The 13,861-nt window shown below is 69.9% G+C and carries 13 protein-coding genes and 1 pseudogene; 6 read left to right on the top strand and 8 right to left on the bottom strand.

What is annotated here, in order from left to right:
* Positions 1-96 precede the first annotated feature (96 nt).
* Positions 97-462, top strand: a complete 366-nt coding sequence (locus ACZ5VQ_RS38140) for a hypothetical protein (RefSeq protein ID WP_362081957.1) — start codon at positions 97-99, stop codon at positions 460-462.
* A gap of 135 nt (positions 463-597) precedes the next feature.
* Here ACZ5VQ_RS38140 and ACZ5VQ_RS38135 read toward each other — a convergent pair whose 3' ends face one another.
* Positions 598-1,923, bottom strand: a complete 1,326-nt coding sequence (locus ACZ5VQ_RS38135; protein WP_469108981.1) for a jacalin-like lectin — start codon at positions 1,921-1,923, stop codon at positions 598-600.
* A 264-nt stretch (positions 1,924-2,187) separates the two neighbouring features.
* Between ACZ5VQ_RS38135 and ACZ5VQ_RS38130 the strand changes: the two genes are divergently transcribed.
* Complete coding sequence (locus ACZ5VQ_RS38130; protein WP_469108980.1) at positions 2,188-3,891, top strand: PHP domain-containing protein; 1,704 nt, start codon at positions 2,188-2,190, stop codon at positions 3,889-3,891.
* A pseudogene (locus tag ACZ5VQ_RS38125) lies at positions 3,873-4,387 on the top strand (hypothetical protein). The gene ACZ5VQ_RS38130 and the pseudogene ACZ5VQ_RS38125 overlap by 19 nt, the downstream one beginning before the upstream one ends.
* Here ACZ5VQ_RS38125 and ACZ5VQ_RS38120 read toward each other — a convergent pair.
* On the bottom strand, positions 4,362-4,559 hold the full coding sequence (locus tag ACZ5VQ_RS38120) for a DUF397 domain-containing protein (protein WP_469108979.1): 198 nt from the start codon (positions 4,557-4,559) through the stop codon (positions 4,362-4,364). The pseudogene ACZ5VQ_RS38125 and the gene ACZ5VQ_RS38120 sit on opposite strands and share 26 nt — an antisense overlap.
* Complete coding sequence (locus tag ACZ5VQ_RS38115; protein ID WP_469108978.1) at positions 4,556-5,383, bottom strand: helix-turn-helix domain-containing protein; 828 nt, start codon at positions 5,381-5,383, stop codon at positions 4,556-4,558. Before ACZ5VQ_RS38115 ends, ACZ5VQ_RS38120 begins: the two co-directional genes overlap by 4 nt.
* A 113-nt stretch (positions 5,384-5,496) precedes the next feature.
* On the opposite strand from ACZ5VQ_RS38115, the gene ACZ5VQ_RS38110 reads away from it, so the two are divergent.
* Both ACZ5VQ_RS38110 and ACZ5VQ_RS38105 read left to right on the top strand, forming a co-directional pair.
* Positions 5,497-5,955, top strand: a complete 459-nt coding sequence (locus ACZ5VQ_RS38110; RefSeq protein WP_469108977.1) for an ATP-binding protein — start codon at positions 5,497-5,499, stop codon at positions 5,953-5,955.
* Positions 5,956-6,122: 167 nt separating this feature from the next.
* Positions 6,123-7,115 (top strand): AraC-like ligand-binding domain-containing protein, encoded by a 993-nt coding sequence (locus ACZ5VQ_RS38105; RefSeq protein WP_469108976.1) that lies wholly within the window; start codon positions 6,123-6,125, stop codon positions 7,113-7,115.
* Between the two features lie 50 nt (positions 7,116-7,165).
* Here ACZ5VQ_RS38105 and ACZ5VQ_RS38100 read toward each other — a convergent pair whose 3' ends face one another.
* Positions 7,166-7,549 (bottom strand): hypothetical protein, encoded by a 384-nt coding sequence (locus tag ACZ5VQ_RS38100; RefSeq protein ID WP_469108975.1) that lies wholly within the window; start codon positions 7,547-7,549, stop codon positions 7,166-7,168.
* A 197-nt stretch (positions 7,550-7,746) separates the two neighbouring features.
* Between ACZ5VQ_RS38100 and ACZ5VQ_RS38095 the strand changes: the two genes are divergently transcribed.
* Positions 7,747-8,133: a peptidase inhibitor family I36 protein gene (locus tag ACZ5VQ_RS38095; RefSeq protein WP_469108974.1), complete on the top strand. Its 387-nt coding sequence runs from the start codon at positions 7,747-7,749 to the stop codon at positions 8,131-8,133.
* A 125-nt stretch (positions 8,134-8,258) separates the two neighbouring features.
* Here the strand turns inward: ACZ5VQ_RS38095 and ACZ5VQ_RS38090 are convergent, their stop codons facing one another.
* From ACZ5VQ_RS38090 to ACZ5VQ_RS38075, 4 genes are all read right to left on the bottom strand, one after another.
* Complete coding sequence (locus tag ACZ5VQ_RS38090) at positions 8,259-9,059, bottom strand: ABC transporter permease (RefSeq protein WP_469108973.1); 801 nt, start codon at positions 9,057-9,059, stop codon at positions 8,259-8,261.
* A gap of 1 nt (position 9,060) precedes the next feature.
* Positions 9,061-9,864 carry an ABC-2 family transporter protein gene (locus ACZ5VQ_RS38085; protein ID WP_200395173.1) on the bottom strand — a complete coding sequence of 268 codons (804 nt, stop codon included), beginning with the start codon at positions 9,862-9,864 and terminating at the stop codon, positions 9,061-9,063.
* A gap of 2 nt (positions 9,865-9,866) precedes the next feature.
* Positions 9,867-10,862, bottom strand: a complete 996-nt coding sequence (locus tag ACZ5VQ_RS38080) for an ABC transporter ATP-binding protein (RefSeq protein WP_362081929.1) — start codon at positions 10,860-10,862, stop codon at positions 9,867-9,869.
* A gap of 82 nt (positions 10,863-10,944) precedes the next feature.
* Positions 10,945-13,851, bottom strand: a complete 2,907-nt coding sequence (locus ACZ5VQ_RS38075; RefSeq protein WP_469108972.1) for a glycoside hydrolase family 2 TIM barrel-domain containing protein — start codon at positions 13,849-13,851, stop codon at positions 10,945-10,947.
* Positions 13,852-13,861 lie beyond the last annotated feature (10 nt).

Here is a 13,861-nt window from a genome sequence, read left to right as displayed (position 1 = left end):
CGCTCAACTGATCCAAAAGGCGGGGCCGACCGGAATGCCCGGTCGGCCCCGCCGTCACCGCCACCCCTCACATCCCCCACGTCCCCGAAAGCGACCATGCTGCTGTCACACCTCCCGGAAGGGCTCCGGGCGCGTCTCGTCCCCGTCGAAGCCGCCGCCACGCTCTTCTGCGCCCTGTGCTGGAAGATCCTCGCCTTCGCGATGTACGCGGAGGGCTACGACCTCGATCCCAGCGCCCCGGTCCAGCCCGCCGGTGACGACCAGATCGAGCTGCTCGCCCTGCTCTTCGCCTGCTCGGTCCCGGTCACCTGGCTGCTCGGCAAGGTCGCCCCGCCCGGCCTGCGCAGCGCCCTGGACAACGTCATCGTCGTGCGCCTCGCCGTGGCCCTGGCCCTCTCCCTGGTGATGTTCCTGGGCCTGCTCACCGGAATGCGCATCCCCCTGCTGGGCTGGAGGATCTGAACCGGCCACCGTGAGCCGAGCCGCTGAACGGCCCGGCACACAGCCCCGGACAGCACACAAACGCAGCCGCCCGGACAGGCCGTACAGCACCTGTCCGGGCGGAGGTTTGTCGGTGTGGGGCCGCCGTCGACGGGATCAGCCGATCGGCGCGTACACCACACCCAGCTTGTCGATCTCGTCGCCCGAGCGGCCCGTGAAGCCGACTATCTGCCAGCCGGTCGGAGCCGTGTAGGTCACCGCGTCGGAGGTGGCCGAACCGGCCGTCACCGTACGGGACTTGTCGGTGGTGAAGGCCGCCGAGAAGACCCGGGTCCGGCCGTCCTTCTGGCCCCGGGTGAGCTTGACCGAGGTGAGGTGCTCACCGGCGGCGAGGGTGAGCGACGCGGCCGTACCGCCCGTGCCGCCGTGGGTCAGGGACGTACCGCCGTCGAGCGTGAGCGACACCGCGTCCAGGCGGGAGCCACCGCGCAGCGTCAGCGTGCGCGGCGAGGGCGTGGCCGGGAGGTCGTCCGAGTCGTTGAAGGCGGTGCCGTGCGGGCCGCCGAACGTGTCGCTCGCCCGCAGCTTGGCGGGCAGTGTCCACGAGAAGTCGACGGCGTGCGGGAAGTGGTCGGAGAGATTGCCGCCCGCCGAGTCCAGGAACTTCGCCCACTCGTTGTTGTAGCGGGTGGCCGAGAGGTTCACCAGGTCGCTGCCCCGGTAGAGGACCTTGTCCACGACCTCGCAGTCGTTCGTGGGCGCGGTGGTGGGGCAGACGATCGCGTCGCTGCCCTGGGCCGGGGCGTTGCCGCCGCGCGCCAGCTGGACCCACGCGTCCGTCAGGCCGTTCGCGGTCGACAGCAGGCGGATGTTGTCGCCCGCGCGGGTGTAGCGGGTGTTGGTGTCGCCCATGACGATCACGGCGTTGCCCGAGGAGTTGGCCGTGATGAAGGCCGAGAGCTGCTCGACGTTCTTGCGGCGGGCGGCGAGGGCGTCGTCCGTGGAGTCCGCGTTCGTGTGCACGTTGTACAGGTCGACGAAGACGCCTTCCGCCAGCCGGACCCGTGCGAGCGAAAAGCCCTTGGGTGTAAGGCAGTTGGTGCCGGTGCAGTCGTTCCACCGCACCCGCTCGAAGTCGTCGAACGCGTAGTCCGAGAGGGTGTTGAGACCGTCACCGAAGGGCACACCACCGCTGGTCGCCGTGCGGTACGGGTGGTTGTCGCCCGCGTACAGCGCCGCGTGGTAGTTGAAGTCCTCCTGCACGTTGACGATGTCGTACGCCCCGAGACGCGGGGAGATCAGCGGGGTGTTCACTTCCGGGTTCCCGGAGCTCAGCCCCTCCGGCAGGCCCGCGACGTTGTACGTCAGGACGTTGAAGGTGCCGGAGGAGGGGGCGGCAGCAGCGGCGGGCGTCGAGGCGACGGCGGTGAGCCCGGCGAAGGCCAGCGCGCCGGCCATCAGGGAGCCGATGAGTCTTCTCATGGTGGGGGTGTCTCCAGTCGGAGGAAACAGCGGGGGAGATCAGGGGACGATGGGAGGAACCTGAATGTTCGGAACCTGAATGTTGTTCAGGTTCAAGGTCAACCAGTGTGACGGACAAGGGCAGTTGGGGGAACAGTGGGAGACGAGGCGACCTGCCGTGTCGGCGTCGCCCTGCGATCATCGTGGCGTTGACCAAAGTTCATGTTTCGCATCGAGTCTCCATACGCGCGTCCGCACCGGCGGCGCCGGACACAGGAGGCCGACATGGGGCACAGCCACGGACACGGGCACCACCACCATCACGACCACGGTCATGAGGGCGGTACGACGCTGCCCGCGGCCTTCGACACCTCCGTGCCCGACGACGCCCTGACGCCCGACCAGCGGTCGCGCCGCTCCATGCTGCGCCGCGCGGGCCTGCTCGGCGCGGGTCTGGCGACCGCCGGAGTCCTCGGCGGCGCGACCAGCGGGACGGCCGCGGCTGCCCAGCCGGCGTCCGGCGGCCGGAGAAAGAAGGGCTTCCTCTGGCTGGCGGGCGACCACCACATCCACACGCAGTACAGCAGCGACGGCAAGTACCGCGTCGTCGACCAGGTCCGCCAGGGCGCCAAGCACGGCATGGACTGGCTGGTCATCACCGACCACGGCAGCACCACGCACGCCAAGATCGGCGTCGACAAGGTCAACCCGGACATCAAGGCGGCCCGTGACGCCTACGAGGACACCCTCGTCTTCCAGGGCCTGGAGTGGAACATCCCGGGCGCCGAGCACGGCACGGTCTTCGTGCACCCCGGTAAGAACGAGGTCTCCGTCCTCAAGCAGTTCGAGACCGACTACGACGGCAGCGTCAAGAACGCCTCCGGTTCCTCGCCCGCCAACGAGGCGCTCGCCATCGCGGGCCTCGCCTTCCTCGGCGACCAGGTGAAGCGCCGCAAGGTCAAGGACGCGCTGATGCTCGCCAACCACCCGGCGCGTCGCGGTGTCGACTCCCCGCACGAGATCCGCGCCTGGCGCGACGCGACGCCCGCGAGCCACCAGATCGCCGTCGGCTTCGAGGGCGCGCCCGGCCACCAGGCGGCCGGTCTGCCCGCGCCCCTCGGCATGGGCCGGGCCCGGGGCATCTACGACAACAACCCGAGCGTCGACTCCTTCGCCGGCTACCCGCCGGAGAGCTACCGCACCTGGGGCGGCTTCGACTGGATGACCGCCACCGTCGGCGGCCTGTGGGACAGTCTGCTCGCCGAGGGCAAGGCCTGGTGGATCAGCGCCAACTCCGACTCGCACCAGGTCTACGCGGACACCGCCGCGCGCGGCGGCGGCGACTTCAACACCAACGGCCGTTACGACGACCCGGTCTACGCCGGGAAGATCGACATCACCCAGGGCGACTACTGGCCCGGCCAGTACAGCCGCACCCACGTCGGCTCCGACGGCTTCTCCTACGCCGCCGTCATGGACGGCATACGCGCCGGCCGCGTCTGGGTCGACCACGGCCAGCTCCTCAGCGGCCTCGACGTCCGCCTCTCCGGCGGCAGCCGCTGGGCCACCCTCGGCGGCGCCCTGCACGTCAAGAAGGGCACGAACGTCACACTGACCGTGGACGTCGCCCTTGCCGACGGCCCCAACTGGGCGGGTTTCACCCCGAAGTTGGCCCGCGTGGACGTCATCCAGGGTGACGTCACCGGCCCGGTCGCGGACAAGGACACCTTCACCGCGCCGACCGCCAAGGTCGTCAAGTCGTACGAGGTCAACAAGTCCACCGGCACGGCCCGGATCACGTACTCCCTCGGCCGCGTCGACCGCCCGCTCTACGTCCGCCTGCGCGGCTCCGACGGCAAGCGGTCCGCCGTCGGCTCGCGGGGTGCGGCCGTCGACCCCGCGGGCCCCGCGATCGATGTCGTCGGCGACGCCGACCCGTGGAACGACCTGTGGTTCTACTCGAACCCCGTGTGGGTCCTGCCCGCGTGAACCAGCACGTCATCACGGTCGACACCGACGTACGCGACCTGCGTGCGGCCGACCACCTGCTGCAGGCGCTCGCAGCCGAACTCGCCCTCCCAGAGGGCGGGTTCGGCTGTACCCACCTGGTCCGCGGGGAGCGGCCCCGGGTGGTGCTGTCGTTCGCGACAGCGTCCGGGGAGGCCGCGCGCGTGGCCACGGCCAAGGGGTACGAGGTGACGACCGGCGCGCCCGACGAGGTCGGCCGGGCCGTCGTGTACCCCGGGTCGGCCGCCCTGACCGGCACGGTGACGGTCGCGGAGCTGCTGTCCGGCTCCGCGATCGACCGTGTCACGGTGTTGGGGTCGGTGGGTGAACCCCCGCCGGACCAGAGGTGGTGACGAGGGATCACGTCCGCCCGCAGTGGCAGGACGGCGAACTCGTCCTGACCCTCATGCCCGCGGTGGGAGGGGTACTGGTCCCGTTCGAGGTCCCGGACCCTACGCCGTGCTGCGCGGACCACTGACCGACGCGACGAAGTCGCCCCAGGCGGTGGGGGAGAGGTCGAGCCGGGGCCCGCGGGTGTTCTTGGAGTCGCGGACGTGGATGGCGGCGGGGGAGGCGGCGACTTCGACGCAGTCGCCAGAGCTGTCGCCGCTATAGCTGCTCTTGAACCAGGCCAGCTCGGTGGTGCTCATAGTGCTCCTCGCGTCCGCTCCAGCAGGCTCCGGGAATCGTCCGGGGTGAGAGCCTGTGAACGCAGTTTCGCATAGCGCATGTGGAGGACACTGACCGTTTTCGGACTGACGATGAGCTGGCCGCTCTCCTGTCCCTCGCAGTAGCCGAACCAGTCGTTGTCGCTGGTCTCCAGCAGCTGGATGGGGCCGTTCAGACCGGCATGGATGTGACGTGTCACTGGCATCAACTGCAGCTCCACGTTGCGGAGTTCCGTGACCGCCAGGAGGTGATCGATCAGCTCGCGCGTGACATTCGTACCCCCGGTCCCACGCTTGACGATGTGCTCCTCGACGATGAAGTTGAACGCGGTGTTGGGCATCTCGGTCAACAGCCGCTGGCGGTCCGTGCGGGCGGCGAGTTGAGCCTCGATCTGTGAGTCGGTCAGCACCGGCAACCGCGCGTTGAACAAGGTGCGTGCGTAAGCCTCTGTCTGGAGAAGACCCGGCACCAGCCGGTTCTCGAACGTGTACAGGCTGATCGCCTGCTCCTCAAGGTCCGCCCATTTGCGGAACCAAGAAGCCAAGCCAGGCTCCCGCGTGGCGTACTTGGCAGCCGCCCGCAGCACCCCGAACGCGTCCAGTACCTCCTCCGCCCGCTCCACATACACCCGTGGCGGTAAGCGGCGCCCCTGCTCGATCGATGCCACCGTCGACGGCTGGTACCGCACCAGCGGCGCGAACTCCTCCTGCGTCAGACCCGCCCGCTTGCGGAAAGCCTTGTGGACCAGCCCGAACGTCTTCAAACTGTCCGACGGCTCGGGCTCGTTCGTCGTGCTGTTGGTCATTCCGTCATGGTCACGGAACGTCACCCGTACTGTCCACAACGTGAACTCGTACGGTGGGCAGCGTACGAGTGGCGGAGCTGGTCGACGGCTCCGCGCCCCGGGACCGTTGACCCATGCAAGGAGACATCCGGGTCCAAGTGCCCGACACCGTACGTACGTTCACGCAGCTCTTCAGCTGTACCCCGCGAGGGGCCCGGCTCGCGCGGCGGCTGGTCGCGAACCGGATGGACGTGTGGGGCTTCGGCTACGACAGCGAGGTGAGCGAGTCCGTGACGCTGGTGGTCGCCGAGCTCGCGGCGAACGCGGTGCGGCACGGGCGCGTGAGGGGCCGCGACTTCCGCGTACGGCTGGTGCTGCGAGACGCCGAGGACGCCGCGGACGTCGTACGCGTGGAGGTGGCCGACGGGCGGACCGAGCGGCGGCCGGTGCTCCAGGAGCCGTCGGGCGAGGGCGGGCGCGGGCTGCTGATCGTGGCCGCGCTGGCCGAGAAGTGGGGAACGGACCTGTGCCTGGGCGGGACGTACAAGGTGGTGTGGGCGGAGGTCCGGGTGCCGGGCCGGTGGCGCCGGTGACGGAGCAGCCGGCTGGAACTGTGGTGAGGGTCCCAGCCGACGTCGCTCCCCCAGGTAGAAGGTACGGAAGCGGAGGCGCGGCGAGTCTCCACTTCCTGCCCGGACCGTCTCCGATTCGCGCCCGGAAGGCGGGTAACTCTCAAGTGGGTCAATCGATATACCGATAAATGCCCGGGCAAGTCAGGGAGCGGTTCCATGAGCGGTGGCGCCTTACACGTACACCAGGCCACTGTCGGCGAGTTACAGACGGCCGCGTCAACGGTCCTCGCGCCACTGGCGGTGACGCACCAAGAGGCGTCGCAGGGGCGGGAGTTGGCGCGGAAGTCGAAGCGAGTGCGTTCCGGGCCGATATCGACGCGGCGGCGGTCGGGCGTGCGACAGTGGCGCGGATCCGGGGCTCGGGGCATCTGGTCCAGCGGTCGGCGCGGGCGATCTCGTCCACCGACCCCGAGCTGCTGAAGATCACGCTGCACAGGTCACCCGAGCCCGCAGCGGCCGACCAGGGCGGCACTCAATCCCGCGCGCACAACGGCGACTTCGTGGTCTTCGACATGACACGCCCGTACCGATTAGCCGTCGCCGACGGCTGCGATGTCATGGCCGTCGGCATCCCGCGCACCGAACTGGGGCGGCACGCCGACACCGTGGCCGCTCGGGCGGCCCGTCGCCTGCCCGCCGACACCGGTGCGCAGGCGGTGCTCGCCGCGTTCCTCCAGGGCCTGGGCCGCCACCTCGACGAACTGGCGGGACCGGCCCAGGCCCACGCGGGGGACGCCCTGGTGTCCCTCCTCCTCGCGGCCTTCACGGAGACCGAGCCGGGCCGGATGGACACGGCCACCGAACTGGTCGACCGCATCCGCGTCTACGTGCTGGCGAACATCTCCGACCCGTCCCTGTGCGTCGACTCGGTCGCGGCGGCCCACGGCATCTCGGCCCGCCAGCTCCACCGCCTCTTCCACCGCACCGGCGCCCCCTTCGCGGCCTGGCTGCGCGGCGAACGCCTCGACCGCGTCCGCCGCGACCTCCTCGACCCCGCCCAGGACGGCCGTACAACGGCAGCCGTCGCCGCCCGCTGGGGCCTCCACGACCCACGCCACCTGTCCCGCGCCCTCAAGTCCCAGTACGGCACGACGGCCCGCGACCTGCGACGGGAGCGGTGACCCGGGAACAAGGGCCTGTCCGACAGGCCCTGGGGCCTCTCTGGCAGGCCCTAGATCGCGCAGCCGTTCGGGCCGGGCACGCCGTCGATCCAGTCGCTGTTGTTCTCGACGTAGTAGCTGGAGATGATCCCGTACTTGTCCCAGCCCCGCGGCGCGACCATCACCCAGTACGGGTTGCCGCCGACCGTCTGGCCCGGGATCTGGCAGTACACCAGCACCTCGTCCCACGAGTTGATCTGACCGATGACGCTGGGGCAGTTGGAGGTGCTCGGTGAGGTGGCGCAGTTGCCCTCGTTGATGTCGCGGACGTTGACCCCGTCCGCCCACACGCCGTACCAGCCGCGGCCGTGCCCGTCGGCTGCGGCGCTCTGGGCGGTGGTCACCATGAGGGCGAATGCTCCGGCGGCGGCGAGTGCCGCGGTCAGCTTGCGCATGACGTTCCTTTCGATGCCCTGGCGGGTCGGCCCGCGGGAGGGTTCCCGTACTCGTCGCCCCGCACTGTAGGCAGGTTCGGGAGGCCCCGGTCCCTGACATCTGTCAGGACCAGGGCCTTGGAACAAGAGCAATGCTTGGCCAATGGAAGCGGCCGGCCGACAACAGCCGCCCGGCAGTGACTGACACGGAGGAAACTTTGAAGGCACGGTTTCGCAAGCAGGCGGGCGTGGGCGTAGCGGCACTGCTGATGACGGCGGCCATGAGTGTGGCCTCAGCGCCACCGGCATCGGCCGCTCCGGCGGACTGTCCCAGGGGATACGTCTGCGTCTGGAACAACGACGTGGCGTGGGGCGCGCCGATGTGGAAGTCGACGGGGAACCTGTACAACCTGCACTCGGACCAGGGGATGTACATCCTCAACAACGGTGTGCGCTTCCCGGGCGCGGACCACATCCGGTTCAACCTCACCGCCCAGTCCGGCGGCAACTTCCAGGGGTGCCTGCACTACCCGAACGACCCCAACGTCGACATCTTCCTGGGCCCCGTCACCCTGCACAGCGCGGAGTGGGGCCCCGAATGCTGAGCTGATGGCCGAGGCCGGGGCGACGCGGTCCCGAGCGGCCCTTTGCACAGGTCACGGGGGTGCCTGTGCCGGGGCCGCCAGGGGCCGCGTCACCCACGGCAGGACACCGGGGCTGATGCGGTCGGTCATCCGTTCACACCCGTGTAGTGCCGAAGACTCCACCTCCACAGCAGCCGCGACCCCAGGTAGGCCGCGGCGCCGAGCAGGGGTGACACGGCCGCCAGCCAGTACGGGACAGCGGTGTCGTGCCCGGTCAGCACAGCTGCCGGGAAGTACGCGACGAACGCCAGCGGCAGGCCGAACGTGAGGAAGCCGCCCACCGCCTTGGGCAGCACGTTCAGCGGGTAGCTGCCGAACGTGCCGAGCAGCTCCTCCAACCAGCGACCCCAGTAGTCGGCGGCCGGGAAGCGCAACGAGGCGCAGGCGACCGCCGTGAACATGGCCGCCTCAAGCAGCATTCCGCCGAGGACGCAGACGACGAGATAGGTGATCCGGCCCGCCGTCCAGTCCAGGTCGCTGCGGCTCAGAGCGCCTGCCATCAGGCCCGCCGCCACCGTCAGGTCACCGATCGCGTTCGTGGGGAAGTACTGGAGCTGGAGCTGGCGGTAGACCGGCATCGGGCGGACCAGATACGTGTCGATCACCCCCTCCTGGATGTGCCGCGCCAGACCGTGCACACGCCCCAGGAACAGCACGAACAGTCCGTGCGCCAGCATCCGCGTCGCCGGGATCAGCAGGACGTCCGAGCTGTCCCAGCCGCCCATCCCGCTGAACCGGGTGAGCAGCACGGTCGCGAACACGATCACCGACACCTGCCAGACCGCGCCGATCGCGATCATCATCAGGAACTCGGAGCGATACTCCAGCTGGGCACGGAAGTTGAGCCGGGTGATGCGCCAGACGACGCGAAGAGCCTTGGTCGACATGTCAGCCTCCCTGCGAGATCACGCGCCGGGCGGCCCGCCGCCACAGCAGCCGGGTGAGCAGGGCGAGGGCCACCACCCAGGCGGCCTGTACGGCCAACTGCGGGCCCGCGTCGGACAGTTCGATACGGCCGACGTACAGCGACAGCGGCACGCTCAGCGTCGCCTGGAACGGCAGGAAGCCGCTCATGGTGATGAACCAGTCCGGGAAGAACCACAGCGGCGCGTACACCCCGGACAGCAGGTTCTGCGCGAAGATCAGGATCAGCATCGCCGCGCCGTTGCGGAGCGTCCAGAAACAGAGCTGGTCGATGGCGAGCATCACGTAGTAGAGAACCCACTGCCCCAGGAACGCGCTGACCGCGAACACCCCTGCCACAGCCGCCGACTTGGGTGGCTCCACGACTCCGGCGGCCAGACAGATCACGTACCCGGCGAGCACCCACACCAGCCCGTACAACTGCTCGCCGAGGGCCCGCAACGCGTAGTAGCGCTGGGGCGGGAGCGGGCGCAGATACCAGTAGATGATCGTGCCGAAGTGCATGTGCTGGAGCACGGTGTCCCGGCCCGCGTACTGGTCCAACTCCCTTATCCGGGTGGCCAGTACGGCCAGTACGGCATACGTGACCGCCTGGTCCTTGGTCAGGCCGGCCGTCGTGCCGGTGGCCGCGTACAGGCCGTGCCACAGTGAGGCGACCAGCACCACCTGCACGGTGAGTCGGAGCAGCGCGGCGGTCATCCGCGGCGGGGTGTGGAGTTCGCCGAGCGGAGTGACGCGGGCGGCCCGCCAGCCCTGGAGGACGGCCACGGTCACTCGCCCCCCGCCTGGACGTACGCGGCACGCATCACGTCCTCCAGATCGGCCTCGTCCAGGGCGATGTCGGTCACCTCGTACCGCTCGATGACCTGCTTCAGCGCCTGGTGCATGGCCGGAGCCGTGGGCCCGTCGGGCCCGAACACCACTTGCGGGCCTTCGTGCCGCACCAGCACCATTCCGGGCAGCGCCTCGACGGGTGTGTGCGGGTCGGCGAGGGTGACCCGAACCTGCCAGGTCGAGCCGAACTTGCGCCGGATCTCGTCCAGCGTGCCGTCCAGGACGAGCCGCCCGTGGTTGATCAGGACGACCCGCTCGGCGAGCCGCTCGACCTCCGTCATGTCGTGCGTGGTGAGCAGCACCGTCCGCCCGCGCTCCTCCACCTGGTACCGGAGGAACTCGCGGACCTGTTCCTTGACCACCACGTCCATGCCGATGGTGGGTTCGTCGAGGAACACCACCCGCGGATCGTGCAGCAGCGCCGCGGCCAGGTCGGAACGCACCCGCTGGCCCAGCGAGAGGTGCCGCACCCGGGTGTCCCAGAAGGAGGACAGGTCGAGCAGCTCGTCGAACTCCCGCAGCCTCGTGCGGTGTTCGGCCTCGGGAACGTCGTAGATGTCACGCAGGATCGCGAAGGACTCCCGCACCGGCAGGTCCCACCACAGCTGGGTGCGCTGCCCGAACACGGCCCCGATGTTGCGCGCGTTGCGTTCGCGCTCCTGGTACGGGACCACGCCCGCGACCCGTGCCTCGCCGGACGTGGGGGTGAGGATGCCGGTGAGCATCTTGATGGTGGTGGACTTGCCCGCGCCGTTCGGCCCGAGCAGTGCGAGGAGTTCACCGGGGGCGACGTCGAAGGTGATGTCGGAGACGGCGTCCTTGGCGACCCGCTCCGGGTTGACGAGGGATCTGAGCGCGCCCGCGAACCCGGGGCGGCGGACGGTGGTGTGGAAGGTGCGGGACAGCCCGCTGACCTCGATGGAGCCACTCACGCGGGGAACCTCCGGGAGCCGGGGACACACGAACACGGCCGTCCGGCTCGGCAGCCGGACGGCCGTGTGACCGGTAACATTCTCAGTCGTCGACCACCGAGAAGACAAAGGAGAATTCAGCGGGCTGAACCCGCAGCTGGTACTCCGGCAGCGTGCCCGGACCGCACGACTGCGAACCGATTCCCTGCTGCCCGTGGTCGAGGTTGACCCACACGGTGTCGCCGGGCCTCAGATCCGTCAGATGCTCGGCGGCGTCGAGTTCCTCGCTCGTCCAGCGGCGGGCCGTCAGCCAGAACTCCGGCTCGCCCTCGACACGCAGCGCGACGGGTTCCTCTCCCCAGCCGATCTCCGCCCAGCGGACGTCGGCACGGGCACCGTTCTCCTGCGGGCGCACGTACGGGGTCTGCAGCTCGTCCACCGTGGACTCCCAACGCCCCAGCATCGAGGCGGAGTCGGTATCCGGGTAGGCCTCGCCCGGCCCGCCGCCGTGCCACTTCACCCAGTCGCCGGCGCACAGCCCGAGACGGATGCCGAGCCTCGGCAGCGGCACCTTCCAGTCGCCCTCGGGTGCCACGGACACCGTCAGCCGCAGCCGCGTCCCGTCGGACGTCCACCGGTACACCGTGCGCAGGCCCACCTCCGCGGCGGCGGGCGCCACCCGGGTGCGTACGACCAGCGCGTCGTCCTCCAACTCGACGGCGTCCAGGCGGTGTTGCATCCGGTGAAGGCCGAGCTTGCGCCAGAGCACGCCGTAGCGGATGTCCGGCTGCCAGTCCGCGCCGAAGTCGTTGTCGGTCGGCGCCCGCCACACGTCCAGCTTCAGGTCGAAGACATCGATCCCGTTGATCGTCACCAGCTCGCCGGCCCGCGCGTTGAAGACGGCGGGCCCGAGCGTGATGGCCCCGTGCTCGTCGAGGACGGGCCGCTCACTGGCGGGAACGGTCACCGACGGGCGCTCGGCCACCGGCAGTTGACCCCAGGCCACCAGGTGCCCCTTCGGCGCCCACGCCGTCTCGTCGGCGAGCGTCGCCCGGACCGTCCACCGGGTCTCCGCGCCCGGCGTGTCCGCAGGCGGCGCCGGCAGCTTCACCTCGGCCGACTCGCCCGGCGCGAGCGCGGGCACCGACAGCGTGCCCGTCTCGGCCGCCTCGCCGTCGACCTCGTACGACCACTCGAAGGCCAGCCCCGACAGGTCCGCGAAGTCGTACCGGTTGGTGATCCGGACCGTGCCGTCCGCGCCGTCGGTGGCGCTCTCGATGCGGACCGGCTCCGTCACCTTCTTGTACTCGACGAGCCCCGGCGAGGGCGTGCGGTCCGGGAAGAGCAGCCCGTCGCAGACGAAGTTCCCGTCGTGCAGCTCCTCCCCGAAGTCACCGCCGTACGCGAAGCCGAACCGCTCGTCCTTGATCCCGTGGTCGATCCACTCCCAGATGAAGCCGCCCTGGATCCGGTCGTGCGCCTCGAAGATCCGCTGGTAGTCGGCGAGTCCGCCCGGTCCGTTGCCCATCGCGTGCCCGTACTCGCACTGGATGAAGGGGAGTTGGCGCCGCTTGAGCGGCCCGCCGTCCAGACCCTTGCCGATCCGCTCGACCTCGGCGTGGTCCGCGTACATCCGCGAGTACATGTCCGTGTCGCGGCAGTTCCAGTCGCCCTCGTAGTGGATGAGCCGTGAGCGGTCACGGCCACGGATCCACTCGGCCATCGCGGTCAGCCCGCGTCCGGTGCCCGCCTCGTTGCCGAGCGACCAGATGACGATCGACGGGTGGTTCTTGTCGCGCTCGACCATGCGGGACGCCCGGTCCAGGAGCGCCGGCGTCCAGCGGTCGTCGTCCACCGGGTTGTCCCGCCAGGCCTGCTCGGTGAAGCCGTGGGTCTCCAGGTCGCACTCGTCGATGACCCACAGCCCGTACTCGTCGCACAGATCGAGGAAGGCCGGGTGCGGCGGATAGTGGGAGGTGCGCACGGCGTTGATGTTGTGCCGCTTCATCAGCAGCACGTCCTCGCGCATGGTCTCCAGGTCCAGGGCGCGGCCCGTCTCGGGATGCCACTCGTGCCGGTTGACGCCCTTGAACAGGACCGCCGTGCCGTTCACCTTGATCAGGCCGTCCGCCAGCACGACCGTACGGAAACCGATCCTGAGCGGCACCCGCTCGCCCTCGGTGACCAGCGTCCCGTCGTACAGCCGGGGCGTCTCGGCGGTCCACGGACGGACCGGCACGGTCACGGACTCACCGGTCGCGACATCGATGTCGAGCTCGGGCACGGTCACCCGCCCGTCGACATCGGAGTCGACGCGCAGGGTCCCGGTGCCTTCGAGATGGTCGTACGAGGCGTGCACGAAGAAGTCGAGCGCGCAGCCCGCCGGCCGGTGCAGCAGTGTGACGTCCCGGAAGATCCCGGGCAGCCACCACTGGTCCTGGTCCTCCAGGTACGAGCCCGACGACCACTGGTGGACGCGGACGGCGAGCACGTTCCCCGACTCCTTCAGGAGGTGCCCGACCGCGAACTCGTGCGCCAGCCGGGACCCCTTGAAGTTACCGATGTCCGTCCCGTTCAGCCACACCCGGGCACACGACTCCACCCCGTCGAAACGGAGCACGGCCCCACCGTCCGCCGGCCAGCCGTCCGGGAGGTCGAAGACCCGCAGATGATCGCCGGTCGGGTTCTCCGTCGGCACCCGCGGCGGATCCACCGGGAACGGATAGCGGTGGTTGGTGTAGATCGGCGCCCCGAAGCGCCCGTCACCCTGGAGGACCCAGTGACCGGGGACCCGCACCTCGGGCCAGCGCCCGGCGTCGAACCCCTCGGCGGCGAACGACTCGTCCTCGGCATCGGCCGTCGTCGAGAGCCCGAACCGCCAACTGCCGTTCAGGGAAAGGGAAACGGCGTCCGAGGAGGCGTACCACGCCCGGGGCGGCAGCGCGCCGCTCCCGGGCGAGACGTCCTCGACGTAGTCGGCGCCGACGGAATGGGTGGTGCGCAAAGACATCGTTCTCCTA

The organism is Streptomyces sp. NPDC033178, assembly GCF_055577685.1.
Note: the sequence above shows the minus strand (reverse complement) of the source record. Positions and strands in the feature narration are given on the sequence as shown.